This is a genomic window from Acinetobacter sp. ABJ_C4_1 (assembly GCF_044538495.1).
Lineage (GTDB): Bacteria > Pseudomonadota > Gammaproteobacteria > Pseudomonadales > Moraxellaceae > Acinetobacter > Acinetobacter nosocomialis_A.
This window is the reverse complement of sequence record NZ_JBIUCQ010000003.1, coordinates 15,489-41,573: the sequence shown is the minus strand read 5'-3', so window position 1 is coordinate 41,573 and position 26,085 is coordinate 15,489. Positions and strand designations below refer to the sequence as shown.

Genomic DNA, 26,085 nt, shown 5'->3' with positions numbered 1-26,085 from the left:
AACAACCATAATGAAAGATATGAGTAAAAAATTATGAAAATGTCACGTCGTGCATATGCTGAAATGTTTGGTCCAACGGTTGGAGATCGTATTCGCCTAGCTGATACAGAGCTTTTTATTGAAGTTGAACAAGACTTAACGACTTACGGTGAAGAAGTTAAGTTTGGCGGTGGTAAAGTTATTCGTGACGGGATGGGGCAATCGCAACTTTTAGCTGATGAAGTTGCCGATACAGTCATAACCAATGCTTTAATTGTGGATTGGTGGGGAATTGTTAAAGCCGATGTAGGTTTAAAAAATGGGCGAATCTGGAAAATAGGAAAAGCCGGTAACCCCGATATTCAACCTGACATTACTATTCCTTTAGGTGCTGCAACAGAAGTGATTGCGGGCGAAGGGCAAATTTTAACGGCAGGTGGTATTGATACCCACATTCACTGGATTTGTCCTCAACAAGTTGAAACCGCGCTGATGTCGGGTACAACAACAATGGTGGGTGGTGGTACAGGACCTGCAGCTGGTACTTCGGCAACGACAGTGACCCCAGGGCCTTGGCATATTGCGACCATGTTGCAGGCGATAGATGATTTACCTATGAATATTGGCCTGCTAGGCAAAGGTAATCTGAGTTTGCCAGACCCAATTCGAGAGCAAATTAAAGCTGGGGTAATTGGATTAAAACTACATGAAGACTGGGGCTCAACACCAGCAGCGATTGATAACTGCTTGAGTGTGGCAGATGAGTTCGATGTACAGGTTGCGATTCACACGGACACTTTAAATGAAGGTGGTTTTTTAGAAGAAACGCTGGCCGCATTTAAAGACCGTACCATTCATACCTACCATACCGAAGGTGCAGGTGGTGGACATGCTCCCGACATTTTAAAAGCAATTGGGCAAAGTAATGTCTTGCCATCTTCAACTAATCCAACGCGACCTTATACCATTAATACCATTGATGAGCATTTAGATATGCTCATGGTTTGTCATCATTTAGACCCTGCAATTGCTGAAGATATTGCTTTTGCAGAAAGTCGTATTCGCCGTGAAACCATTGCTGCCGAAGATATTCTGCAAGACCTAGGTGCAATTGCCATGATGTCTTCGGACTCTCAGGCGATGGGGCGCGTAGGTGAAGTGATTTTACGTACTTGGCAAACTGCCCATAAAATGAAAATTCAACGTGGTCCTTTAGAGGGAGACAATGAGTTCCATGATAACAATCGCGTTAAACGCTACATTGCTAAATATACGATTAACCCAGCAATTACCCATGGTCTAAGTCATGAAATCGGTTCGATTGAAGTCGGAAAACTTGCTGATTTAGTATTATGGAAGCCAGCCTTTTTTGGTGTGAAACCTTCGATGATTATTAAAGGTGGCATGATTGCAGCAGCACCGATGGGTGATATTAATGCTTCAATTCCGACACCTCAACCAGTGCATTACCGTCCCATGTTTGGTGCCTATCCACGTGGTGTACATAACACTTGCATTACCTTTTTATCTCAATCAGCAATCGATGACAAAGTTGCTGAAAAATTAAACCTTAAAAAGTTAATTAGTCCGTGTAAGAACACGCGTGCAATTACCAAAGCTGATATGAAACACAATACATATTGTCCAGTCATGCATGTTCACCCTGAAACTTACGAGGTGCGGGCCGATGGCGAGTTATTAACGTGTGAACCTGCTGATGTGTTACCCATGGCACAGCGTTATTTCTTGTTTTAATGAATTTTATAGAGGTGATTTGCCTCATTACCTTGTATATGAAAGAAATAAGTAAGGAGAGAAAAGCTAAATGAAAATTTATATCCAACGTCTTGAAGATATTTCTCCTGATCAGACATTTGAAACGGTTGAACTCACGTTTGATACCCGTCAAAAATCCCGCTTTCGAGCGGCTTTAGCGAGTGGCATCGATATTGGAGCTGATTTGCCACGTACTGGCATTTTGCGTAGCGGTTCATATATTGCAACACAAGAGGGCGACGTACTACGTGTTGATGCCAAACCTGAGCGATTAATGCAAGTTACTGCTCAAACCGATTTTGATTTACTTAAAGCTGCCTATCACTTAGGTAATAGACATGTGCCATTAATGCTGACACCTACAGCTTTGTATTTTGAGCCCGATCATGTGCTTGCAGAAATGGTAGAAGGGTTGGGGCTGACAGTGACAGAAACAGATCATCCTTTTGAACCTGAAAGCGGTGCCTATGCTCAGCATAGCCATGATCATCGTTTAAGCCCAATAAAAGCTTTACACCATGTCCATGTATAACGCAGCACAATTACTGCAACTGCTGACATTGTCTTCTACGGCACTGCCAGTTGGAGCGTATTGTTATTCACAAGGTGTAGAAACAGCCATTGATATTGGCTTAATACACGATGAAGCCTCGGCAATTGCTTACTTTGAAGAAGTGCTGGAAATGCTGTTAGTACGCTTTGAGTTACCTGTACTTAAGCGTCTTATGCAACATTATGATGACCCAGATCAGTTTCTAATTTGGGCACATTTGTATAAGGCGAGTCGAGAAAGTAAAGAGTTACTTGCTGAATCTCAACAGCTCGCATTTTCTTTAAATGCATGGATTAAAGATGTTTTGAAAAAGCCAGTTGAGGTTAAAAAGCAGTTTGGTTTTGTGCCTGTCTATGCGCAGCTCTGTGGTCGTTTAGAACTTAAAGAAGAGAATGTGCTTACGGCATATACCTTTACCGTTTTGGAAAATCAGGTTTTAGCAGCCGTAAAAACCGTCCCATTGGGCCAAATGGCAGGTCAAAGAATTTTGTGGCATTTGCATGGTCTAGTACCACACGCTGTAGAGAAAGCTTTAAAACTTAAAGATGAGCAATTGAGTAGTGCTTTACCTCGCTATGCCATGCTGAGCATGAAACATGAGACTCAATATTCACGGTTATTCAGATCTTAAAAATTAGGAAATAAAAGGATAAAAATCATGACAGAACGTAGCCCGTTAAGAGTTGGAATTGGTGGACCGGTGGGTTCAGGTAAAACAGCACTTACGCTTAACTTATGCCGTGCCTTGCGTGATAAATACAATATGGCTGTAGTGACAAATGACATTTATACCAAAGAAGACTCAAACTTTTTAACCCGTAATGAAGCGATGTCGCCAGATCGTATTGTGGGTGTGGAAACAGGTGGTTGTCCACACACAGCAATTCGTGAAGATGCCTCAATTAACTTAGCTGCGATTGATGATCTATGCGAAAAATTTGATGGCTTAGAACTCATTATTATTGAAAGCGGTGGCGATAATTTAGCGGCAACATTTAGCCCGGAACTTTCTGATTTAACTTTATATGTTATTGATGTAGCAGGTGGTGAAAAGATTCCACGCAAAGGTGGACCGGGTATTACTAAGTCAGATTTACTGATTATTAATAAAACTGACCTTGCACCTATGGTTGGCGCAAACCTTGATGTAATGGATCAAGATGCCAAACGCATGCGCGGTGAAAAGCCATTTTTATTTTCAAACATGAAAACACAAGATGGGCTTGAAGAAATTATTCAATTTATTGAGAAGCAAGGGCTGTTTAAGGCTTAAGGAGTAAATATGAACTTCATTAAGAAATGGGGCATTGGGCTCCTTAGTATGTTACCGGCATTAGCCATGGCGCATCCGGGACATGATCATGCACATTCAGGGTTTATGGCAGGTTTTATTCACCCTTTTACTGGTCTCGATCATTTGGTGATGGCTTTAGGTTTTGGTGTCCTGTTATGGTCAGCAGCTAAACAGTGGAAAATTGCCGGAGTCATTACTTTAAGTATTACTTTAATTATAGGCTTTTTAGTAGGTGCTGAAGGCTTGGTGCCAGCGAGTATGGCTGAATACGGAATTATTGCTTCTTTGATTGTTACAGCAATTGCACTATGGACAAAATCAAATCGGATTTTGCCTATTGCTGCTGCATTACTCGCAAGCTTTCATGGTATAGCGCATGGTGTTGAACTCGCACATGCGGGGCATATTGTTGCATTAGTAACAGGTATGATTGCTGGCATGGCATTTATCTATTGCGGTGGCTTAGCACTAGGTGCCGTGTTTACGCGATATGTACCTTATGGCAAAAAGATTGTGGGTACTTGCGCAGCAATTGTTGCAGTCATTGGTTTAAGTTAATTAAAACTTGCAGAAAAAGGTAGCTTTAAGCTACCTTTTTTGATTTGCAAAATAAAATGTGTGTGCATAAAAATATTTATACTGTTTTTACAGCGATGGTTATCTTTTATAGTGGAGATGTTCAGGCCTATGATTTTTTTCAACTAGAAAGTGATGATTCTGCTTTATTAAATACAGATCAGTTGTTAGATCAATCAGATTTAAACTTGGAACAAAGGCGTTTAGCTATTGAGCATGATGATGAAATTAATAACTATAATGTGCTTAAAAACGAATTTTATTCAAATGAGCATTGGGTGATTTATAATTATACAGCCTATGATACGGGGCAACTTCACAGCAAAAGCATCACTGGTTTAACGAATCATATTAATATTCAAGATTTATCCATTTCAGTTGGGTATGGAGTTAACTATAGTGTTAATCCAAGACTGAAAATTGGTTATGAATATATTTCGAGTTTTCCTTACGATCGAGGTCAACTCATACGATTTTTTACGATCTATCTATTCTGAAATACAAAATTAAAATAATCGAATTCAAATAAATAGATCAGGTAAGTAATTCATCATAAAATGCTAAATGATTAAATTTTCTGATAAAGCCCAGCGTGGACTGTACCTGCCTTAGTTGTTTTCACCTGTTGCCATGATGCAGGAAGGTGAAGCTGAGATAAATCTCGGTCAGCCTCAACATAAATGTATCCATTCTTTTTAATATGCAAATCTGCCAATTGAGCGAGCTCTTGCCATAGATCGAGACTATAAGGCGGGTCTAAAAAAACGACATCAAACTGTTCTTTTAAGCGCGGCAACGCTTGCTGAGCAGTTGCATTAACTAAATGACAATTCTGCGCTTTTAAAAGCTGGATATTATCTTTTAAAAATCTTGCCTGAGTCTTATCTGGCTCAATCATATAAACAGATGCAGCACCGCGCGATAATGCTTCAAAGCCTAATGCCCCAGAGCCTGTGCAGATATCGAGAACCTGAGCGTTTTGAATGTCCCACATGAGCCAGTTAAATAAAGTTTCGCGGACACGATCGGGAGTTGGTCTTAATCCTTCAATACTGGCGAATGGTAAAACTCGTCTTTTCCATTCGCCCCCAATAATGCGTAATTGATTTTTCATTATTCATCGACCTCGTTTGTAGCAGGACGAGTTGGTGTTGCCTGTGGAGTAGATGTTGCTGCTGCGGTAGTTGTAGCAGCTGCTGGAGTAGAGCTAGCAGTTTCGCCGCCACTTGGAAGCTCACCTGGTTTAATTCCGGCTGTCATAAGGCCACCATTAACTTGATGGTTGGCTGGACGAATCGGATTTTTATTGCGGGTTAATAACCAGTAATCAAATATCGGCTTAGCAAGTTGAGCTGCGGAACCACCATGACGACCATTTTCCCAAATGACTGCGATTGCGATTTCAGGTTTATCGGCAGGTGCAAATCCAACAAAAAGACCATGGTCAAGTTGGCGTTCACTAAGCGCAGCTTCGTTGTAGCGTTTACCTTGTGCAATACTCTTAACCTGTGCAGTACCTGTTTTTCCGGCAATTTGATATAGCGATGTACGGATACCACGTCCAGTACCTGATTGAATTACATCAATCATGGCTTCTCGCATTTTTACCCAATCTTCATCTGTACCATTGAAATTAATTTTTCCATCAGGTGCATTACGAACTGTAAAAGGTTTTGCACCATGTGATGCACGTAAAACATGTGGAACTACATGTGAGCCGTGATTCGCTGTAATAGCAGTTGCCATTGCAAGTTGTAATGGGGTTGCAGTAAATGCACCTTGACCAATACTCACGGAAATAGTTTCACCTTTCATCCATTTAGTTTTGCGTGTACGCATTTTCCATTCAGGACTTGGGTATAAACCTTCACTTTCACTTGGTAAGTCGACACCTGTTTTTTGACCAAAGCCAAATTGGCGCATCCATTGGTTCATCTGGTCGATGCCCATTTGATTTGCCAAAATATAAAAATAGGTATCGCAAGACATGATAATGGCTTTGTGCATGTTCACGATGCCATGACCAGTTTTTTTCCAGTCACGGAATTTGTGAGAGTCACCAGGTAAATGGAAGTAACCTGGGTCAGAAATAGCAGTAGACCAGTCGACAATACCATAATGTAAACCGCCCATCGCTTCCATTGGTTTAATGGTCGAACCAGGAGGGTATGCCCCTTGAACAGCACGGTTATAAAGAGGTTGGTCGATATTGTCACGTAGCGAGCTATAATCTTTATGATTAATACCCGTCACAAATAAGTTTGGGTTAAAGCTTGGGCTTGAAACCAATGCAAGAATTTCACCAGTACGTGGGTCTATCGCAACAATTGCACCACGACGCCCAGCAAGTTGCTGTGATGCTACAACTTGTAAACCATAATCTAATGATAAATAGAGGTCATTACCACGAGTTGGGTCTTTACGTCCCAAATGACGCAATACATTACTATGTGCATCGGCTTCTACAGATTCATAACCCGGTGTTCCATGAAGTAAATCTTCATAGCTTTTCTCTACGCCAATTTTACCAATCAGGTTTGTTCCAGCGTATAAATCTTTATCAATACTTTTTAATTCTTTATCGTTAATACGGCCAACATATCCGATCACGTGAGCAAACAATTCACCATGCGGATAATAGCGCGTCATTTGGGTTTCAATTCTCACCCCAGGGAATTTGTATTTAACTTCACTAAACTTAGCAATATTTGTCTCGGTTAAGTTGAGCTTAATTGCTACGCGTTCAGTTTTACGCGCCGTTTTAATACGGCTTTTAAAGCGGTCTACATCTTCTTGAGTAAGCTCTAGAATTGGTTGTAATTGTTCAATAACTGCATCAGGATCTTCAACGTCTGCCTTACTTAATGTTGCGGTAAAAACCGGGTAATTATCTGCCAGTAAAACCCCATTACGGTCATAAATATAACCACGAGCAGGGGGGAGCGGTTGTAAGCGAATACGGTTTTTATCCGATGCAGTTGAGAACTCATCGTAATGAAAAATTTGCAGATAAGCGTATCGGCTGGCTAATACCAATAGACAGATAATCACAAGACCTACGGCAAAAAATATACGACCTCGATAAATGCGCTTTTCTTGCTGGATATCTTTTAAAGGAAAGTGCTGTTTCATACGGATCGACTTAATGACATAGGGTGAGAAAAATAGCTGCTTATTCTAACGCAAGCGCAGTTAAAATATTGCATAATTTTCAAAGTTTCAGTGAAGAGGAAAATTGGCTTTTTTGACTTTGTAGACAACAAAATTGTAGAGTCTTGTATATAAGAAGCAAAATAATTCTGTTAAAGTCTCTCATTCAATAGAATAGGGTTGTTCTCACTATACGATTAGGGAAAATGGAGAAAATAATGAGAAAAATTTATCCCTTACTTGCAGTTTTGACAGTAAGCAGTTGGGCGCATGCTCAAGATTACTCATTTCTTCCAGAAGCAAAATTAGCAGATCATAAAGCAGCGACTTGGAATGTAGGCGCAGGTTTTACTCAAAAATTGTTACATCTCAATGGTGAGTGGGTAAATCCTTATGGAATTGCTTATGCAAAAGTCGGTGCATTTTTAAATGGTGATAAAACTGCCGGTGGACAAGTTGGATTTCGCTATCCTTACTACCTTACCGGAACAGATAAAAATGGTTACTATATTGGCTTTTATGCTGGACATCTTGATAGCAAATCGGTAGACGGAGAGTATAAATCTCGCTTAGGTGCTGGTGTCGATTTGGCATATGTATTGTTGAATTCAGAAAGAATTAGTACGTTTAGTGTGGGTATTGGAGCAGCTGAAAAATTGACTGACCAGAATGGAGCTGTTGCTGCCGATACGAAACCGCAAATACAATTTTCTTATTCTCTAAGTTTTGGTTTATAAAACAAAGCAGCTTATCGTTAACTCGCCATAAGCAGAGCACAAATAAATACGAGAGTCTTACATGTTAGAGTACGTCAGCGGATTGTGGCAGACCTTTTTACACAGACCTGATTTTTGGGCCGTTTTGAGTATCATTCCGGTCACTGCCTTTGTCACATGGGCACATGTGTGGATGGCTTTAAAAATGGTGTTTTACCCAATTAAATTTTGGGGATTTCACTTAGGTCCTTTGCCAGTCGGCTGGCAAGGTATTGTGCCACGTAAAGCAGGGCGTATCTCAGGAATTATTACCGATAATACTCTATCCAAATTAGGTTCTTTGCGTGAGTTTTTAGAGGCAATGGACCCTGAAGACATGGCACGTATTATTGGTGAACAAGTCGGATTTGAACTTGAGCATTTGATTGATGAAGTGATGATCGATCGTAATGCAGTGCTTTGGGAAAATTTACCTTATTCGATTAAGCGCCGTATTTATGCACAAGCGCATAAGCAGTTACCTGGTGTGCTGAGAGAATTAGTGACTGAGCTGACCATGAATGTCGAGTCACTGGTTGATATGCGTGAAATGGTGGTAAGCCAAATGGAAGGTGACCGCCGTTTAATGGTACGCATGTTCTTAAAAGTTGGGCAAAAAGAAATCAACTTTATTTGGCATATTAGTGCTTTAATCGGGATGTTCTTCGGTATTTTCCAGATGGTTGTTTGGTTCGTTGTGCCATGGCATTGGACTGTACCGTTTTGGGCATCTATTTGGGGCTTTTTAACCAACTGGATTGCAATCTGGATGGTATTTAACCCAATCGAGCCGCATTACATCCGTTATCCGCAAATTTTTAGATTAACAAAAGATCGTAAGTTCCCTTGGATTGTGCCTGTTTTACGAATTGGTACCTATAATTTCCAAGGTGCTTTCATGAAGCGTCAAGAAGAAGTCTCTGAAGTCTTCTCTAGTGTAGTGACAGAAGATCTGATTACGTTAAAATCGATTATGACAGAAATGATGTATGGTCCACGCAAGGACAAAACACGTCGTATTGTTAAACGTCATATTAACGAAATCATGGAAACTCCACTTGTTCGAACATCTTTACAGCTTTCTTTGGGTCCGAGAGAGTACGCAAGATTAAAGACGGACTTGATTGATCGTTCAATTGAAATTACGATGGGACCCGTATGTGACCCTGCACTGAATGCAAGCCGGGCACAGAAGATTTTTCAAATGTTTAAAGAGCGTATTCGTGAACTAACACCAAAAGAGTTTCAGAATTTGTTACGTCCAGCATTCCAAGAGGACGAGTGGATTCTTATTGTACTAGGTGGGGTAACCGGATTTATTGCTGGTACAATACATTTGTTTGTGGCTTTCTTATAATTCGAAGTCGGGCAGGATCTATTGAAGATCAACGAAATTAAATCTGCCGGACCTCACATTCATTGTTTTAAATGAGGATGTTTTTTATGCGCATTATCTTACTCGGACCACCTGGGGCAGGCAAAGGGACTCAGGCTCAGTTGATCTGTAAGCGCTACAATGTCCCACAAATTTCAACCGGTGATATGCTCCGTGCTGCGATTCGTGAAGGTACTGAATTAGGTTTAAAAGCTAAAAGTGTAATGGAATCTGGCGGTTTAGTTTCAGATGAACTCATTATCGGTTTAGTAAAAGAACGTATTGCTCAACCTGACTGTGCAAATGGCTGCATTTTCGATGGTTTCCCACGTACTATTCCTCAAGCAGAAGCATTGGAAAAAGAAGGCATCAGCATTGATCATGTGATCGAAATTGATGTGCCTGACGAAGAAATCGTAAAACGTCTTTCTGGTCGCCGTCAGCACCCAGCTTCTGGTCGTGTTTACCACACTGTATATAATCCACCTAAAGTGGAAGGTAAAGATGACGAAACTGGTGAAGATCTTGTTCAACGTCCAGATGACCAAGAAGAAACAATCCGTAAGCGTCTAGCGTCTTATCATACTGAAACAGAGCAATTAGTTGGTTTCTACCAAGGTCGTGCTGCTTCTGGTGAAAATGCGCCAACTTATGACAAGCTTGATGGCTTGCGTACTATTGAAGATGTACAAAAAGATTTGTTCAACATCTTAGACAAATAATTTAATATTATTTGTGATAAAGAGCCCTCTTTGTGAGGGCTCTTTTCTTTCATTAAGTGCGGGAGAACGATATGAAAATCATTTTGATTTTAGTGGTATTGCTGAGTCTGGCACTATTGTTATTTTTACTATATCAAAGTCAAAAAATGCTGCGTCATGTGCAGAAACAACAGGCTTTGGAAAATAAAAAGAATGGACGAGAACGTCAACTACATCCTAAATTACAGCAGATTAAAAAACCTCAGGATTAACTGAGGTTTTTTGTTGGAATCGTTTTTATTGCACCAAATTCAAAGCGGTCTGGCCAGTTACATACATCGGAAACGACACATTCTGAACATTTTGGTTTACGTGCGATACAGCAGTAACGGCCATGTAATATCAACCAATGATGTGCATCTACAATAAATTCTTTCGGAATTACCTTAACTAGGCGATGTTCAACTTCGAGAACATTTTTGCCTACTGCTAAGCCGGTTCGATTTCCCACACGAAAAATATGTGTGTCGACAGCCATAGTCGGTTGTCCGAATGCTGTATTTAAAACCACATTAGCTGTTTTACGTCCTACGCCTGGTAGAGCTTCCAAGTCTTTTCTGTTGCTTGGAACCTCACCGTTAAATTGTTCCATTAAAATTTTACAGGTCTTAATGACATTTTCAGCTTTCGCATTATAAAGGCCAATGGTCTTTATATATTCTTTTAAGCCGTCTACACCTAAGTTATAGATTTTTTCAGCAGTATTGGCGACAGGATAAAGCTTATCTGTTGCTTTGTTTACGCTAACATCGGTCGCTTGTGCCGATAACATGACGGCAATTAACAATTCAAACGGAGATGAATATTTTAATTCGGTTTCTGGAGAAGGTCTTTGTTCACGAAGACGTTCAAAGAAAATTTGAATCTGCTTTTTCGTCATGTTTTTGACGGCCATTCAGACCTCCTGTAATTGAATGAGTTGCTTTTGTAGTTCATCAAGTTGAAGACGTTTTTTTGCATCTTCTCGAACACTGAGCTGCTTTTCCAACTTTTTAATTTGTGTGCGAATTTTAGCTAATTCAATCGTAGTTTTTGCATCATTTACAATTGCTTCTTTCGGCTTCTCAATGAGTTGAATTGAAGGCAAATCATCAAGTGCTTGAGAGAACTGTGCAAAAAGTTGCGTATCAATTTCAGCACGTACCACAGGGCCTTTACGATGTATACGACGTTTCTCTTCGCGTTGAATATGCGCGTAGTAACGTTGTCTTAAATCATCTTGCTCTGCAATGCGTTGTTGTTCGCTTGGCAATGTTTGAGTGTCTTCGACCAGATCAATACAGTCAACTGGGCAGGGTGGAATACATAACTCACAACCTGTGCATAGATCAGTCAAAATTGTATGCATAAGCTTACCACTACCAATAATGGCATCTACAGGGCAGGCATTAATACATTTTGTACATCCGATACATTCGTCTGCGCGAATAATCGCTTTCATGCGTTGTGGGCGTCCATCGGCTTGTACAGGCCAAACACTTGTTTCAGCAGGTAACGATGAGCGATTTAATAATTTTGCGAGCGCATCAGCCACTGGCTGTCCACCAGGAACACATTTATTTGCTTCTTCACCTTCAGCAATGGACTTTGCGTAAGGTAGACAACCGTCACGGTGTCCACACAAACCACATTGTGTTTGTGGTAATAACGCATCAATCTCGCGTATGAGAGAAATAGATGGATTCATAGAGGAAAATAGCTTGCTTAAAACGATGCGATAATGAAGAAAAACCTAAGTAAGGTCAATGGATTTTAACGAATTTATTGGCTTTTTAACTGACCTAAAATGTAGCTAATGTTGCACAATAATAGATCAATAAAAGTGAAAAGATAAATGACTATTTCTGATTTTTAGGAAGTTTTTCTAAAATTAAGTTTATGATAATTAAGTAAAATAAAATAATTTAAAATAACTATTGTTAAAATTGATGGAAAGGGATTTAATATTTTGCTGCTAAATGATGCATTTTAAAATGTATTGCACCAATTTAATTCATTACTATGCTGAGGACCGTGCATTGAAATATAACAATCTGAATGAATTCCTGAATTACGTGCAAGCGCGTGATCCGCATCAACCTGAGTTTTTACAAGCTGTCGAAGAAGTCATGACAAGCTTGTGGCCATTTATTGAAAAAAATCCGGAATATGCAGAGCAGGGATTATTAGAACGCCTAGTTGAACCAGAGCGTGTGATTCAATTTCGTGTTTCATGGATGGACGATCAAGGCCAGACTCAAGTTAACCGCGCTTTTCGCGTTCAATACAATTCAGCAATTGGTCCATTTAAAGGTGGAATGCGTTTCCATCCATCGGTCAACTTATCTATTTTAAAATTTTTAGGATTTGAGCAAACTTTTAAAAACTCACTGACGACTTTGCCAATGGGTGGAGGAAAAGGTGGTTCAGATTTTAACCCTAAAGGTAAATCTGATGCTGAAATTATGCGATTCTGTCAGGCACTCATGATCGAGCTTTACCGTCATTTAGGTCCAAATACTGACATCCCAGCTGGAGATATTGGTGTGGGTGCGCGTGAAGTGGGTTATATGGCTGGCATGATGAAAAAACTCAGTAATGACACGGCATGCGTGTTTACTGGTAAAGGAATTTCATTTGGCGGTAGCTTAATGCGTCCGGAAGCTACAGGCTATGGTACGGTTTATTTTGCAGAAGAAATGCTAAAAACACGTGGGCTATCTTTTGCTGGTAAAACTGTTTCAGTATCTGGTTCTGGTAACGTTGCCCAATATGCGGCAGAGAAGGCAATGTTCTTAGGTGCGAAAGTGGTTACTTTATCGGACTCTAATGGCACAGTTTATTTAAAAAATGGCTTTACAGATGAATTGCTGGCAGAAGTCATGGAGCTCAAAAACGTTAAACGTGGACGTATTTCGGAGTTTGCTTCTAAACATGGTTTTGAATATTTTGAAGGTAAAACACCTTGGCATATTCCTGTAGATATTGCTTTACCATGTGCAACACAAAATGAACTAACTGGTGAAGATGCTAAAACACTGATCGCCAATGGTGTCATTTGTGTAGCTGAAGGCGCTAACATGCCATCTACACTTGAAGCTGTTGAACATTTTATTGAAGCTAAGATTTTATATGCTCCGGGTAAAGCATCTAATGCGGGTGGAGTAGCAACTTCTGGTTTAGAAATGTCTCAAAATGCAATTCGTTTAGGCTGGACACATGCTGAGGTCGATGAACGCTTACATGCAATTATGAAAGATATTCATGCCAATTGTGTTAGATACGGTACTAAAGAAGACGGTACTGTGAACTATGTAGATGGTGCCAATATTGCAGGCTTTGTAAAAGTTGCTGATGCGATGCTTGCACAAGGTATTTATTAATTGTAGAAATAAAAAATCCGATGCAAAAGCATCGGATTTTTTTAGTCTAAAAATTATTTTTTAGGCTTTTTAACCATTTCTTGCTCTACAACCATATCTAAAACATCTGCTTGGCTAGATTGATCTGCTGCTGGGTTTTTCACTTCAAAGCGTTTTACACGTAAGATTACGCGTTGGTTTGGATTGTGTTCAAAACCTTCGATTTGACCATAATATAATGACCAGTTTTTGTCGGCATAAGTTTTTACGCCTTTGTCATCATATTTAACTTCACGAACTTGCAAGCAAGTTTGTGGCGCAACACCCGTACAAGATTTAGTTTCTGGCGCTACTTCAAGGAAAACAGTTTTACCTTCAGACTGGTATTTTGCTTCAGGTGTCATTTTACCTGTAAACGTATATTTCTGACCTTGAGCATCAACGATAGTTAATGTTGGTTGATCAGTATTTGTTGTATTAAGTTCGAATGGAATCGCACGTTTTTGGAACAGGCTGCTAGAGAATTGTTCCTGTTTCATTAAAGCAGGTTCACACGCCATCATAGTCGACATTACATCAGCAGTTACGATGGTATTGTTTTCAACTTTCCAAGTAGTACCTTGGCGGTTACAACCTGTTGCGATCGATAAACGGTCGTTTGTGAAGTTAAGAACGATCGGCTTTTTAGTATTTTCAGGTTGGTATGACCATGAATAATCAGTTAAAGCTTGAGTATTAGTTGCTTTTACACCTTGGAAAATATGCTTTTGACCTGCTTTATCTGTCACGCTTAAGATTACCTGACCATTGCTATTACTAATTTCGATTGGCAATTTTGCTTCACTAAAGATGCTATTAGACAATTGTTCTTGTTTCATTAAATCGTCTTGGCAAGCCATCATTGTTGATGCAAGAGGAGAGGTTACAAGTTGGTTGCCTTCAACTTTCCAAGTACCACCTTGACCATTACAACCTGTGTTAATTGCTAATTTACCATCTGCATTAAAGTTAAGAACAAGTGGCTTAGATGCTTTTACATTTTGATAAGTCCAAGCATATTCACTTAAAGTTGCTGCAAGATTTTGTTGTTGCTCAGATACAATTGGAGCTTGAGTATTTGAAACTGTTTGACACGCCATCAAAGAAAAAGGTAACAACGCAAGAATTAAATATTTAATTTTCATTTAAAAAACTTCAAGTAAAAAAACAACAGCACTAAGCTTAAAACATTCTTAAAAAAAGAAAATGTAAACATATGATTGTTTCGGTTTTCAAAATGTATAAGTTTGTAAATTATTCGAATTTTTCATAAAAATAATGGTATACCCCGCGAAGAACGGGGTATTTCCTAAAAATTAATCAAAACGATATATATCCATACCCAATGAGCCCATTGTGAAGCTACTGTGAACAATCGTAAAACGATGACCAGTTCCCATAGCAAAAAACAAAGGTGCAAAATGTTCAAGAGTTGGATGATTACGTTTTATATAAGGTAGTGATTGCCATTCCAAAACGCCATCGTAATCTTGATGTGAAAGTTTATTAACGACAGTATTTCTAAAAGTTGAAGCCCATTCAGGAACTTTAGAGTTATCTCCTTGCCAAGACAACTCAGCAAGATTATGGGTAATACTTCCAGAACCAATCAATAAAATTTGCTTTTCACGTAAAGGTGCAAGCGTTTGTCCAATTCGATAAATTTCTTGTGCGCTTAAGGTCATCGGCAAAGAAATTTCAACAACGGGAATATCCGCATCTGGATACATGTGTAAAAGAGGCATCCATACACCGTGGTCGCGAGGACGAGTACTATTGGCATGTGCAACAAAATGAGCATCTGCCAATAATTTCAATATTTCTTCGGCAAGTTCTGGTTGACCAGGTGCGCTATAGCGAATCTCGTACAACTCTGGTGGGAAACCACGAAAGTCATGCCATGTTTCCGGACGAGTCGAACTACTTACTTCAAGTGCTTTACTTTCCCAGTGAGCAGACATCACGATGATTGCCTTTGGAGTAGGTAGATTTATACCAAGACGGTGTAAAGCAGGACCCACTTGTTCTGGATCAAGTGCAAGCATGGGTGAACCATGTGAAATAAACAGTCCGGGAAGGGTTTGTAGTTCCATTTCATTACACCTGAGTTGAAAAGCAGAATAATAGTCATTATGCCAAAATCAGGACATGTTAAAAGTATCCTGATTTCAACGGATTGTTCTTAAAATGAAACGTTTGTTCTTTTTATGCACGGTGATAGGGATGATTATGATTAATGCTCATCGCTCGGTAAAGCTGCTCGATTAATAAAACACGTACTAAAGGATGGGGCATGGTAAGTTTTGAAAGTGACCAATGCCAAGCAGCCGCTTTACGTACTTGATCTGACAAACCATCTGGGCCACCAATAGCCAATGCAACATCATTACCTTCAAGCATCCATTGTTTCATGGTGTCAGCCAGTTTTTCTGTACTGAGCTCACGTCCACCCACTTCTAAAGCAATGAGCGTCTCGTTTGGTTTTAAAGCATTTAAAATACTTTCACCTTCAAGTTGGCAGTATTTCAAAATATCTGCTTCCGAGTCGTTTTTTCCCCGTTTTGCCATTGGAAGTTCAATCACTTGAGTCTGGACAAAAGGTTGGATGCGTTTGAAATAATCTTCAAAACCAGTAAGTACCCAAGCAGGCATTTTTTGACCAATGGTCAGAATACGAATTTTCATGTGGTCTATTCAGTCAAAACAGCTGACATATTATACCTGAGGAGACAATAACTGCGGGGCAGTAAGTGGGCATAAAAAACGCAGTCCAAAAAATGGTGTTGGACTGCGATCAAATGATCATCTGTCTGGAGTTCAGATGACCATAGAGAATAAAAACAAGGCTATCTGTGACATAAGATAGACAAGAGCAAATAATAAAATTAATTACTCTCACTTCTTATTATGAGGGAGGTTGGATATTTTTCAATCAAATTATGTAACAAAAAAAAGAGAGCCAAAGCTCTCTTTTTTCTATTTTATAAATTAGTGACGCGCTGCTTTTGAGCCTTCTACCGGTTTTACAATCGGTGTTTTAGGTAAAGGCTTTGGCATTGAAGTTAATGCTAAAGGTAAGATTTCATCAATGCTTTTCACAGCTTTAATTTCTAATCCTTCTTTCACATTGTCAGGAATCTCTGCCAAATCACGAACGTTATCTTGAGGAATAAAGACCAGCTTAATTCCACCACGATGTGCAGCTAGAAGTTTCTCTTTCAAGCCACCGATACGCATCGCACGACCACCAAGACTTGTTTCACCTGTCATTGCGATATCTGGACGAATCGCAATACCAGTAAATGCTGATACAAGTGCAGTTGTTAATGCTAAACCAGCAGATGGACCATCTTTTGGAGTTGCACCTTCAGGTAAGTGAACGTGTACATCAGTTTCTTCAAAACGAGATGCTTCAATACCAAGTTCGTCAGCACGTGTACGTACTACAGTCATTGCTGCGGTAATTGATTCTTTCATTACGTCACCGAGTGAACCGGTTGTAATAAATTTACCTTTACCTTTAACAGCTGCAACTTCAATAGTAAGTAACTCACCACCAACAGAAGTCCATGCTAAGCCATTTACACGGCCTACTTGTGCTTCATCTTCAGCCATACCAAAGTCAAATTTGTGTGGACCTAGGTATTCAGGAAGATTGGCAGAGGTAACGTCAAGCTGTAAGTTTTTAGACTTTTTACTTACCGCTTCTTTTACCACTTTACGCGCAATTTTAGAAACTTCACGTTCTAAACTACGAACACCAGCTTCACGTGTATAGCGTTGAACAATGTCACGAATCGCTTCTTCATGAATTGTTAACTCTTTTGCACGTAATCCGTTGTTCTTAATTGCTTTAGGAACAAGGTAACGCTCAGCAATGTTTACTTTTTCATCTTCGGTATAACCCGGTAGACGAATGACTTCCATACGGTCCAGTAATGCTTCTGGAATATTCATACTGTTTGCGGTACAGATGAACATGACTTCAGAAAGGTCAAGATCAAGATCTAAATAGTGATCGTTGAACTTACTGTTTTGTGATGGATCAAGTACTTCAAGCAATGCAGAAGCTGGGTCACCACGGTAGTCTTGCGCCATCTTGTCAATTTCGTCGAGTAAGAACAATGGGTTCTTCACGCCAACTTTTGTTAAAGACTGCACAATTTTACCTGGCATCGCACCAATATAAGTACGACGGTGTCCACGAATTTCTGCTTCATCACGTACGCCACCAAGCGCCATGCGAACAAATTCACGACCTGTTGCTTTAGCTACTGATTCACCGAGTGAAGTTTTACCAACCCCCGGAGGACCTACTAAACAAAGGATAGGGCCTTTGAGTTTTTTCACACGTGATTGAACAGCTAAATATTCAACAATACGGTCTTTAACATCATCAAGACCATAGTGGTCAGCATCAAGAATTTCTTGTGCTTTGGCTAAGTTAATACTGACTTTGCTCGCTTTGTTCCATGGCGTATCTAAAATTACTTCTAGATAGTTACGTACAACGGCAGCTTCACTAGATGCTGGCTGCATTGCTTTAAGTTTACGGAACTCAGCTTCAGCTTTTTTGCGTACGTGTTCAGGTAAATCAGCTTCAGCAAGACGTTTCTCAATTTCAGCAACGTCATCTTCAGCACCGCCATTCATATCAGAAAGTTCACGTTGAATGACTTTCATTTTTTCATTTAGAAAGTATTCACGTTGGTTCTTTTCCATTTGGCGTTTTACGCTGTCATGTAAAGTTTGCTCAATTTGCTGTTCAGCAGATTGATTCATCAAGTAGTTCATTAACTCTTGCAAATGTGCTTCAAACTCATCGTGCTCTAAAAACTTCTGTTTAATTTCAATATTTAGAGGTACACGAGTTGCTACGAAGAACATAAGTTGCAATAAGTCTTCGATTTTATTGGCAGCTGCAACTAGTTCACGTGCATTACGTAATTTTGCTTCTGCATATTGAGCAAATAAGTTACGTAACTCTTGTAAACGAGTTTCTTGAGTTGCCTTATCTACATTAATAGTCATTGGACTTAAATCGTGTTCAGCAGTCAAATAACTATCTTCATCGATAATTTTTGTGAGCTTAGAACGATGTAAGCCTTCAATAAGTACTTTAATGCAGTTTTCATCATTTTCATGATTAACTACTTGTACAATCTTAGCGACTGTACCGTACTGGTATAAATTGTCGTGATCAATTTCTTCTGTAAGCGAATCTTTTTGCGCAACTACAAATACTAAATTGTCACTGTTACGAGCCACATCAACTGCATTGATCGATTTTTCACGACCCACGAATAGCGCAATTTGCATGTGTGGATAAACCACCACATCACGTAAGGCTAATAGTGGTAATACACTTGGAACCTGAGGCTCTAAGTCAGTTTTTTCATTCATAATAAGTTCAGACATGGGCACTCCTAATGAGTGACAACGAGGTTGCCATGTTTTTTATAGTGATGTGTATTTTAAAAATTACAAGGGCATGACAATAGAAAATGTTGAAAAAAGGACTAATTTAGTCAACTTTTTTTTTAAAATGTTATGAATCAATAGATTAATTCTTAAGAAGAATAAAATTTTGTAGTGAAGCTAAGCATCTTTACTTAATAATTAGTCTTTGCCGTACAAGTAAGGAGGTCAGTTTTCGAAACACATGCTTTATTTAGTTTTATTTTATAATAATTGTTTTTGTTAAGTATATTTAAAATTTTATTTATTTTATAATTTATTGTGAGTAGAATAAATACACTATTATTTATAATATACAGCTGTATTTAAAATGGGGATTTTTGCTGAATAATTATATTAATAATGATATTTATTTTAGAGTTAATGTTCTATTTTTATAATATACATATGTATTTTAAAACGTATTTATTTTTATTAATTTCATAAAAATTAAACATATATTTAGGGTTATTATTCTATTTTAAAATAAGTTTACTTATTTTTAACAAAAACAAAACACTCTGTCGTTAATTAATTTTTTATTTATTAAATTCAATAATTTAAAATTAATTATAAAAATATAATTTGTGATTAAAATCACAATCTTCCTTCTCGTTATTTTATTTTTATATTTACCCTTTAAATTTATTCAATTAGGATGCCGCCTCTTTTTTTGGGGCTGAAAATTTTAAAAATGTATTTGTACATTTTTATTGGCCTTTGAGTTTGGTATTTGTCTGAGAAGTTTTATGAATAAAGTTTATAAGGTCATTTGGAATGCTTCGATTGGAGCATGGGTTGCAACATCTGAAATTGCAAAAGGTAAAACAAAGACTAAATCAAAAACTTTAAATGTATCAGCGGTAGTTTTAACTGGTGTAATTAGTTTTGCTCCAAATACTTTCGCAGGGACAAATACCGACGGAGGAGTAGGCCAAGGAACATCTATTTCAGGTACAACTTCTTGTCGTGAAGGGAATGCAAGTACTGCTAATGAAAAAGATGTCGCTATTGGTTGTGGAGCCCAAACTCAAGACAGAACAGGCTCTAACATCGCAAATCGTAATAATCCTTATAATAATTCTACTGGTGCTTATGCTGGCGCAATGAAACAAGGCGGGGCGATCAGTGTGGGTACTGGCGCCGTAGTTGAGAAAGGTTTAGGTACAGCAATTGGTTCTTATGCGACAACTCAAGGTATTTCAGGTGTCGCAATTGGTACAGGTGCTTTATCTTCTGGAAATACCGCTCTTGCACTTGGGCGCCAATCTGCCGCGACTGCCGATTTTTCTCAAGCCATTGGTAATGTTGCAGCAGCTACAGGTAAAGGCTCGTTAGCAATTGGTCACTCGGCAACGGCAGAAGGTTACCGTTCAATTGCAATTGGTTCGCCAGATATTGAAAACGCTGACCCAGTTGCGGGGCAAGCAGGCGCTGCTTATCAGCCTAAAATGGCAACAAAAGCAACGGGTAAGGACTCGATTGCGTTTGGTGGTGGCGCAGTTGCCACTGAGGAAAATGCTTTAGCGATTGGTGCATTTTCAGAATCTAAAGGTAAAAAGTCTGTTGCGATTGGTACAGGCGCAAAAGCACAAAAAGATAATGCAGTTGTGATTGGAGACCAAGCTGAGGCTACTTTCGATGGTGGTGTCGCAATTGGTAAAGGTGCGCGTTCAGAAGCTGAAAATAGTATTGCTGTAGGTAAAGATTCAAAAGCAGTCCAGGCTACGGGTGAAAGTTTCTTAACTAAACAATCCGCTCCAACTGGTGTTTTATCAATTGGTGACGTGGGAAGTGAGCGCCGTATTCAAAACGTAGCAGACGGCGCTGCAGATTCTGACGCTGCTACTATACGCCAGTTAAAAGCTGCTCGTACTCACTATGTCAGTATTAATGATAACGGTCAGCAAGGTGGTAACTTTGAAAATGATGGGGCAACTGGACGTAATGCAATTGCTGTTGGTGTGAATACTTCTGCTGCTGGTCGTGAGGCAATGGCGATTGGTGCATATGCACAGGCGATGGGTTCTGGCGCAATTTCAATGGGTAGTAGCAGTCAAACGATTGGTCGTGGGGATGTTGCTATCGGCCGTAATGCATCGACTAAAGGAGCAGAAGGTACACCGTCTGGCTATAGCAATCAGTCGATTGCGATTGGTGATCAGACAAAAGCGATTGGAGATCAGTCGATTGCGATTGGTGCGGATGTCATTGCAAGAGGGAACTCTTCTGTTGCAATTGGTGGTGATGATGTCGATAAAATCGCCCAAGATGCTGAGCTGAGTAAAACTTATACAGAAATTACGGGTGGTGTGCTTAAAGCAGGCAGCTATCCAACAACTGAAGCAAATCACGGCTCAACGGCTGTCGGTACTCAAGCTGTAGGTACAGGCGCATTTTCTTCTGCATTTGGTATGACCTCTAAAGCAACAGGTGACGCTTCATCAGCTTTTGGCGTCATGTCAAATGCTTCGGGTAAAGGGGCTGCTGCATTTGGTGCGGTTGCTCAAGCAACAGGTGATGGTGCATCGGCAATGGGTATTAACTCATTGGCATCGGGTACAAATTCAACAGCAATTGGCTCTGGTAACAAACCAGGTGAAGGTGCAAAAGCAACTGGAAACAGTGCTGCTGCAATTGGTAGTGGTGCCCAAGCAACAGGCGATAACTCGGCTGCAATTGGTAAAGGGGCTGAGGCTACAAATGAAAATGCTGCTGCTGTAGGTGGCGGTGCAAAAGCAACGGGTAAAAATGCTGCAGCCATTGGTGGTGGTGCAATTGCTGACCAAGAAAATGCAGTTGCAGTTGGTCAAGGTGCCCAGTCTTTGGTTGAAGGTGGTGTAGCTTTAGGTGCACGCAGTAAAGTAGAAGCTAAAAATAGTGTTGCTTTAGGCCAAGATGCTGTAGCAACCGAAGCGACAGGAAGTTCTTTCCTGACCAATCGTGATGCTTCTAAATCTAATGGTGTTATTTCTGTTGGGTCGGCTGGAAAAGAACGCCGTATTACTAATGTTGAAGATGGCTCAGCTGACTCAGATGCGGTAACAGTACGTCAGCTTAAAAATGTTGATGGACGTGTAAATCAAAACGCGAGCAATATTAGTAAAAATGCTCAGAATATTACCAATCTAAATCAAAAGTTAGATGATACAAAAACTGACTTGGGTAACCAGATTACGGATACAAACACCAAGTTAAACAATACCAAAGATCAGTTAACAACTCAGATTAATGACACTAAAACTGAGTTAAACAACACGATTGGTAATACGAAAACTGAACTGAATAGCAAAATCGACAACACCAAGACCGAGCTTGAAAACAAAGGCTTAAACTTTGCTGGTAATAGCGGTGCAGATGTACACCGTAAACTTGGTGACAAGCTCACCATTATAGGTGGTGCGGATGCTTCAACTCCAGCGTCAAAAACAAGCGGTGAAAATGTTATTACCCGTACCACTCAAGATGGTATTCAGATTGAATTGTTAAAAGACTCAAAATTTGACAGTGTGACTACTGGTAACACCACTTTGAACAACAATGGTTTGGCTATTAAAGACGGTCCAAGCATTACTAAAGACGGTATTAATGCAGGTGGCAAACAAATTACCAATGTTGCAGATGGTGTAAATGCCAAAGATGCAGTGAATGTTGATCAGCTCATCAAAGTAAAAGAGAGCTTAAATGGCAAAATCACTGATACAAATAATCAGTTAAATGATGCGAAAAAAGATTTGGGTAATCAGATCGCAGATACCAACAAGAGTTTAAATGATGCTAAGAATGATCTTGGTAATCAAATTACCGATACCAACACCAAGTTAAACAATACCAAAGATCAGTTAACAACTCAGATTAATGACACTAAAACTGAGTTAAACAACACGATTGGTAATACGAAAACTGAACTGAATAGCAAAATCGACAACACCAAGACTGAACTTGAAAACAAAGGCTTGGATTTTGCTGGTAATAGTGGTGCAGACGTACATCGTAAACTTGGCGAGAAGCTTAATATTGTGGGTGGTGCAGCTGCTTCAACTCCGGCGGCTAAGACCAGCGGTGAAAATGTTATTACCCGTACCACTCAAGATGGTATTCAGATAGAGTTATTAAAAGACTCGAAGTTTGACAGTGTGACTACTGGCAATACCACTTTAAACAATAATGGCTTAACCATTAAAGAAGGTCCAAGCATTACTAAAGAAGGTATTAATGCGGGTGGTAAACAAATTACCAATGTGGCTGATGGTGTAAATGCTAAAGATGCAGTGAATAAAGGTCAGTTAGATGATCTTGCTGCCAAGCAAAATGCAACTGATGATGCTGCGGTGAAATACGATGATGCTAAAACTAAAGATAAAGTCACCTTAAAAGGTAAAGACGGCACAGTTTTAGATAATGTGAAAGCAGGCAACATTTCAGCGACTTCAAAAGAAGCAGTAAATGGTAGCCAGATTCACAATATTTCAAACAGTATTAAAAACAGTATTGGTGGAAATACAGTTGTAAACCCAGACGGTAGTTTAACCACGAATAACATTGGTGGAACAGGTAAAAACAACATCAATGATGCAATCAAGTCTGTAGATGACAAAGTTACAAACGGTATTAAGGATGTTGAAAACAAAGGCTTGAACTTTGCTGGCAACAGTGGTGCAGATGTACATCGTAAACTTGGTGACAAGCTCAATATCGTGGGTGGTGCAGCTGCTTCAACTCCGGCAGCTAAGACCAGTGGTGAAAATGTCATTACCCGTACCACTCAAGATGGTATCCAGATTGAGTTATTAAAAGACTCGAAGTTTGACAGTGTGACTACTGGCAATACCACTTTAAACAATAATGGTCTGACGATTAAAGATGGTCCAAGCATTACCAAAGAAGGTATTAATGCTAGCGGCAAACAAATTACCAATGTAGCAGATGGTGTAAATGCTAAAGATGCAGTCAATAAAGGTCAGCTAGATGATCTTGCTGCCAAGCAAAATGCAACTGATGATGCTGCAGTGAAATACGATGACGCTAAAACCAAAGACAAAGTTACTTTAAAAGGTAAGGATGGTACGGTTTTAGATAACGTGAAAGCAGGTAACATTTCATCGACTTCAAAAGAAGCAGTAAATGGTAGCCAGATTCATAATATTTCAAACAGTATTAAAAACAGCATTGGTGGAAATACAGTTGTAAATCCAGACGGTAGCCTGACGACCAATAACATTGGCGGCACGGGTAAAAACAATATTAATGATGCAATTAGTGAAGTGAAAAATACTGCAACTAAAGCAAAAACGACTGTAACTGAAGGTGACAACATTGTTGTAAAACAAACTGTAAATAAAGATGGCAGTACTAACTACGAGGTAGCGACCAAAAAAGATCTGACATTAGACAGCGTAACTGCGGGCGATAACGTACTTAATCATAATGGTTTGACTATTAAAGATGGTCCAAGTATGACTAAAGATGGCATTAATGCTGGCGGTAAGAAAATTACTGATGTCGCGAATGGCGTGATTACACAAAATTCTAAAGATGCGGTAAATGGCAGTCAGGTTCATAACATCTCAACAAGTATTAAAAATAGTATTGGGGGAAATACAGTTGTAAACCCAGACGGTAGCCTGACGACTAATAACATTGGTGGCACGGGTAAAAACAACATCAATGATGCTATCAAGTCGGTAGATGAGAAAGTTACCAACGGTGTAAATGACTTGACCCAAAAAGGGCTGAATTTTGGTGCAAATGACCAGAAAGCAACTCAGGGTAAAGCTGTCCATCGTAAGCTTGGTGACACCATTAATATTGTGGGTGGGGCTAATCCAGAAACTGCTGAAGATAGAACCAGCGGTGAAAACATTATTACTCGTACTACACAAGATGGCATCAAAATCGAGATGCTAAAAGATGTGAAGTTCGACAGTGTAAATGTTGGTGGTCATGTCTTGAATCAACAAGGTCTTATCATTAAAGGTGGTCCAAGTATTACAATTAATGGTATTGATGCGGGAAGTAAGCAAATTACCAATCTTGCAGATGGTGTTAATGCAAAAGATGCAGTGAATAAAGGCCAGTTAGATAAGCAAATTAATGAAGTTAAAGATCAAATTGGTAAAGATATTGGCAAACTTTCTGATCATGCGGTGCAGTATGACAAAGATAAAAATGGCAATGTTGATAAAAACTCAGTCACTTTAGGTGGTGGAGATAAAGGTACCAATTTGAAAAATGTAGCTGATGGTAAAGTTGCTGAAGGCTCTAAAGACGCCGTAAATGGTGGTCAATTATGGAATGTTCAAAATCAAGTCGATAAGAACTCGAATGATATTAAGAACATTCAAAACAACATCGACAACATTTCTAATGGTAAAGCTGGGTTAGTTCAACAGCAAAAACCAAATGGTGAAATCACGGTTGGTAAAGACACGGGTGGTACTAGCGTAAATATGGCTGGTAAGGACGGTGATCGAGTTGTCCAAGGTGTCAAAGATGGCGAGATTAAAGCTGGTTCGAACCAAGCCGTAAATGGTGGCCAAATCCATAATATTTCAAACAGTATTAAAAACAGTATTGGTGGAAATACAACTGTTAATAGTGATGGTTCAATCACGACTAAAAACATTGGTGGAACGGGCAAAGACAATATTAACGATGCAATTGGTACGTTAAATCAGTCGAACCAAGAATTGGGCAACAAAATTACCAATCTGGGTGATCAGTTACAACAAGTCTTCTATGACACCAATAAACGCATTGATGACGTTGAGAAAAAAGCCAATGCGGGTATTGCCGCTGCTATGGCTTTAGAAAATGCGCCGTTTGTCGCAGGTAAATATACCTATGCTGTTGGTGCTGCATATCATGGTGGTGAAAATGCTGTCGGTGTGACCTTACGTAAAACATCTGACAATGGTCGTTGGTCAATCACAGGTGGTGTGGCAGCTGCATCTCAAGGTGAGCCAAGCGTTCGTATTGGTATCAGTGGTGTTATTAACTAAGAAACTGGTTAGGAGAGTAGCAATGCTC

At 39.5% G+C, this 26,085-nt stretch carries 20 protein-coding genes; 12 read left to right on the top strand and 8 right to left on the bottom strand.

Translation table 11 applies throughout. The features are described from left to right. Positions 1–33: 33 nt before the first annotated feature. The 6 genes from ureC (at position 34) to ACIF8R_RS05440 (ending at position 4,675) form a co-directional block, all read left to right on the top strand. Positions 34–1,734 carry an urease subunit alpha gene (gene ureC, locus ACIF8R_RS05465; RefSeq protein ID WP_396479574.1) on the top strand — a complete coding sequence of 567 codons (1,701 nt, stop codon included), beginning with the start codon at positions 34–36 and terminating at the stop codon, positions 1,732–1,734. Positions 1,735–1,804: 70 nt separating this feature from the next. Continuing rightward, a complete protein-coding gene (ureE, locus tag ACIF8R_RS05460) occupies positions 1,805–2,287 on the top strand; it encodes an urease accessory protein UreE (protein WP_396479572.1) in 483 nt (160 codons plus the stop codon). Beyond that, entirely contained in the window at positions 2,274–2,939 is a 666-nt protein-coding gene (locus tag ACIF8R_RS05455; protein ID WP_396479570.1) for an urease accessory protein UreF, read from the top strand. Before ureE ends, ACIF8R_RS05455 begins: the two co-directional genes overlap by 14 nt. Positions 2,940–2,966: 27 nt before the next feature. Beyond that, positions 2,967–3,581 (top strand): urease accessory protein UreG, encoded by a 615-nt coding sequence (gene ureG, locus ACIF8R_RS05450; protein ID WP_000140200.1) that lies wholly within the window; start codon positions 2,967–2,969, stop codon positions 3,579–3,581. Positions 3,582–3,590: 9 nt separating this feature from the next. After that, on the top strand, positions 3,591–4,160 hold the full coding sequence (locus ACIF8R_RS05445) for a HupE/UreJ family protein (RefSeq protein WP_396479568.1): 570 nt from the start codon (positions 3,591–3,593) through the stop codon (positions 4,158–4,160). A gap of 56 nt (positions 4,161–4,216) precedes the next feature. Beyond that, the gene (locus tag ACIF8R_RS05440) at positions 4,217–4,675 is read left to right on the top strand and encodes a hypothetical protein (protein ID WP_396479566.1); all 459 of its coding nucleotides are present in this window, start codon (positions 4,217–4,219) and stop codon (positions 4,673–4,675) included. 71 nt (positions 4,676–4,746) lie between these two features. On the opposite strand, the gene rsmD is transcribed toward ACIF8R_RS05440, so the two are convergent. Both rsmD and mrdA read right to left on the bottom strand, forming a co-directional pair. After that, the gene (rsmD, locus tag ACIF8R_RS05435) at positions 4,747–5,292 is read right to left on the bottom strand and encodes a 16S rRNA (guanine(966)-N(2))-methyltransferase RsmD (protein ID WP_396479564.1); all 546 of its coding nucleotides are present in this window, start codon (positions 5,290–5,292) and stop codon (positions 4,747–4,749) included. Further along, positions 5,292–7,310, bottom strand: a complete 2,019-nt coding sequence (mrdA, locus tag ACIF8R_RS05430; protein WP_396479562.1) for a penicillin-binding protein 2 — start codon at positions 7,308–7,310, stop codon at positions 5,292–5,294. The genes rsmD and mrdA overlap by 1 nt, the downstream gene beginning before the upstream one ends. Before the next feature lie 236 nt (positions 7,311–7,546). Here mrdA and ACIF8R_RS05425 point away from each other — a divergent pair, with 236 nt between their 5' ends. The 4 genes from ACIF8R_RS05425 (at position 7,547) to ACIF8R_RS05410 (ending at position 10,431) form a co-directional block, all read left to right on the top strand. Continuing rightward, a complete protein-coding gene (locus ACIF8R_RS05425; protein ID WP_263613181.1) occupies positions 7,547–8,065 on the top strand; it encodes a hypothetical protein in 519 nt (172 codons plus the stop codon). Between the two features lie 61 nt (positions 8,066–8,126). Beyond that, on the top strand, positions 8,127–9,440 hold the full coding sequence (locus ACIF8R_RS05420) for a hypothetical protein (RefSeq protein WP_263613182.1): 1,314 nt from the start codon (positions 8,127–8,129) through the stop codon (positions 9,438–9,440). Positions 9,441–9,526: 86 nt separating this feature from the next. After that, positions 9,527–10,180 carry an adenylate kinase gene (gene adk / locus ACIF8R_RS05415; RefSeq protein ID WP_002117671.1) on the top strand — a complete coding sequence of 218 codons (654 nt, stop codon included), beginning with the start codon at positions 9,527–9,529 and terminating at the stop codon, positions 10,178–10,180. A gap of 71 nt (positions 10,181–10,251) precedes the next feature. Then, positions 10,252–10,431, top strand: a complete 180-nt coding sequence (locus tag ACIF8R_RS05410) for a hypothetical protein (protein ID WP_004703056.1) — start codon at positions 10,252–10,254, stop codon at positions 10,429–10,431. Here ACIF8R_RS05410 and nth read toward each other — a convergent pair. Together nth and ACIF8R_RS05400 are read right to left on the bottom strand one after the other, a co-directional pair. Continuing rightward, on the bottom strand, positions 10,428–11,114 hold the full coding sequence (gene nth / locus ACIF8R_RS05405) for an endonuclease III (protein WP_209046287.1): 687 nt from the start codon (positions 11,112–11,114) through the stop codon (positions 10,428–10,430). The two genes, ACIF8R_RS05410 and nth, sit on opposite strands and share 4 nt — an antisense overlap. Beyond that, positions 11,115–11,906 (bottom strand): RnfABCDGE type electron transport complex subunit B, encoded by a 792-nt coding sequence (locus tag ACIF8R_RS05400; protein ID WP_396479560.1) that lies wholly within the window; start codon positions 11,904–11,906, stop codon positions 11,115–11,117. It abuts the gene before it with no gap. 271 nt (positions 11,907–12,177) lie between these two features. Here ACIF8R_RS05400 and gdhA point away from each other — a divergent pair, with 271 nt between their 5' ends. Next, on the top strand, positions 12,178–13,581 hold the full coding sequence (gene gdhA, locus ACIF8R_RS05395) for an NADP-specific glutamate dehydrogenase (protein ID WP_396479558.1): 1,404 nt from the start codon (positions 12,178–12,180) through the stop codon (positions 13,579–13,581). 53 nt (positions 13,582–13,634) lie between these two features. Here gdhA and ACIF8R_RS05390 read toward each other — a convergent pair whose 3' ends face one another. The 4 genes from ACIF8R_RS05390 to lon all read right to left on the bottom strand — a co-directional run bounded on the left by ACIF8R_RS05390 (position 13,635) and on the right by lon (position 19,017). Beyond that, positions 13,635–14,744: an META domain-containing protein gene (locus ACIF8R_RS05390; RefSeq protein WP_396479556.1), complete on the bottom strand. Its 1,110-nt coding sequence runs from the start codon at positions 14,742–14,744 to the stop codon at positions 13,635–13,637. Between the two features lie 171 nt (positions 14,745–14,915). Then, entirely contained in the window at positions 14,916–15,692 is a 777-nt protein-coding gene (locus ACIF8R_RS05385; protein WP_263613187.1) for a dioxygenase, read from the bottom strand. Positions 15,693–15,804: 112 nt separating this feature from the next. Next, on the bottom strand, positions 15,805–16,284 hold the full coding sequence (rlmH, locus tag ACIF8R_RS05380; RefSeq protein WP_396479554.1) for a 23S rRNA (pseudouridine(1915)-N(3))-methyltransferase RlmH: 480 nt from the start codon (positions 16,282–16,284) through the stop codon (positions 15,805–15,807). Between the two features lie 303 nt (positions 16,285–16,587). After that, positions 16,588–19,017 (bottom strand): endopeptidase La, encoded by a 2,430-nt coding sequence (gene lon, locus ACIF8R_RS05375; protein WP_263613189.1) that lies wholly within the window; start codon positions 19,015–19,017, stop codon positions 16,588–16,590. A gap of 788 nt (positions 19,018–19,805) precedes the next feature. Between lon and ata the strand changes: the two genes are divergently transcribed. Further along, complete coding sequence (ata, locus tag ACIF8R_RS05370; RefSeq protein ID WP_396479552.1) at positions 19,806–26,057, top strand: trimeric autotransporter adhesin Ata; 6,252 nt, start codon at positions 19,806–19,808, stop codon at positions 26,055–26,057. The last annotated feature ends 28 nt before the right edge of the window (positions 26,058–26,085 follow it).

Coding starts and splice junctions, on each gene's coding strand:
- ACIF8R_RS05425 (WP_263613181.1), top strand. CDS start 7,547: ATGAGAAAAATTTATCCCTTACTTGCAGTTTTGACAGTAAGCAGTTGG.
- ACIF8R_RS05400 (WP_396479560.1), bottom strand. CDS start 11,906: ATGAATCCATCTATTTCTCTCATACGCGAGATTGATGCGTTATTACCA.
- ureE (WP_396479572.1), top strand. CDS start 1,805: ATGAAAATTTATATCCAACGTCTTGAAGATATTTCTCCTGATCAGACA.
- adk (WP_002117671.1), top strand. CDS start 9,527: ATGCGCATTATCTTACTCGGACCACCTGGGGCAGGCAAAGGGACTCAG.
- ACIF8R_RS05455 (WP_396479570.1), top strand. CDS start 2,274: ATGTCCATGTATAACGCAGCACAATTACTGCAACTGCTGACATTGTCT.
- rlmH (WP_396479554.1), bottom strand. CDS start 16,284: ATGAAAATTCGTATTCTGACCATTGGTCAAAAAATGCCTGCTTGGGTA.
- lon (WP_263613189.1), bottom strand. CDS start 19,017: ATGTCTGAACTTATTATGAATGAAAAAACTGACTTAGAGCCTCAGGTT.
- ACIF8R_RS05390 (WP_396479556.1), bottom strand. CDS start 14,744: ATGAAAATTAAATATTTAATTCTTGCGTTGTTACCTTTTTCTTTGATG.
- ureC (WP_396479574.1), top strand. CDS start 34: ATGAAAATGTCACGTCGTGCATATGCTGAAATGTTTGGTCCAACGGTT.
- nth (WP_209046287.1), bottom strand. CDS start 11,114: ATGGCCGTCAAAAACATGACGAAAAAGCAGATTCAAATTTTCTTTGAA.
- ACIF8R_RS05445 (WP_396479568.1), top strand. CDS start 3,591: ATGAACTTCATTAAGAAATGGGGCATTGGGCTCCTTAGTATGTTACCG.
- ACIF8R_RS05440 (WP_396479566.1), top strand. CDS start 4,217: ATGTGTGTGCATAAAAATATTTATACTGTTTTTACAGCGATGGTTATC.
- ACIF8R_RS05410 (WP_004703056.1), top strand. CDS start 10,252: ATGAAAATCATTTTGATTTTAGTGGTATTGCTGAGTCTGGCACTATTG.
- ACIF8R_RS05420 (WP_263613182.1), top strand. CDS start 8,127: ATGTTAGAGTACGTCAGCGGATTGTGGCAGACCTTTTTACACAGACCT.
- mrdA (WP_396479562.1), bottom strand. CDS start 7,310: ATGAAACAGCACTTTCCTTTAAAAGATATCCAGCAAGAAAAGCGCATT.
- rsmD (WP_396479564.1), bottom strand. CDS start 5,292: ATGAAAAATCAATTACGCATTATTGGGGGCGAATGGAAAAGACGAGTT.
- ureG (WP_000140200.1), top strand. CDS start 2,967: ATGACAGAACGTAGCCCGTTAAGAGTTGGAATTGGTGGACCGGTGGGT.
- ACIF8R_RS05385 (WP_263613187.1), bottom strand. CDS start 15,692: ATGGAACTACAAACCCTTCCCGGACTGTTTATTTCACATGGTTCACCC.
- gdhA (WP_396479558.1), top strand. CDS start 12,178: ATGATGCATTTTAAAATGTATTGCACCAATTTAATTCATTACTATGCT.
- ata (WP_396479552.1), top strand. CDS start 19,806: ATGAATAAAGTTTATAAGGTCATTTGGAATGCTTCGATTGGAGCATGG.